Annotated in this window: 1 protein-coding gene; it reads left to right on the forward strand. The window is 68.0% G+C overall.

The window, feature by feature from the left end; all coding sequences use genetic code 11:
* On the forward strand, nt 1-228 hold a 228-nt coding region (locus A3736_RS09745), incomplete at both ends, for a hypothetical protein (RefSeq protein ID WP_156502066.1).

A 228-nucleotide genomic window follows, 5' to 3' on the forward strand; every position in this document is an offset into this window, starting at 1 on the left:
GCTGCTTGCCCCGCGCATCTTCTCGACCGGCGAGATCATTTACGGGGCCAAGGCGCCCAGCGTCTATGCCCGCATCGACGGATACGAGGACGCGCTGGCCCATGTGCGCCGGATCAAGGCGCAGGGCGGAATCTCGGTCAAGAACTACAACCAGCCGCGCCGCGAACAGCGCCAGCAGGTCGTCGCCGCCGCGCGGGCGGAAAACATGCTGGTGGTGGCCGAAGGCGG

Origin of the sequence: Erythrobacter sp. HI0063 (assembly GCF_001635685.1) — a bacterium.
GTDB lineage: Bacteria > Pseudomonadota > Alphaproteobacteria > Sphingomonadales > Sphingomonadaceae > Qipengyuania.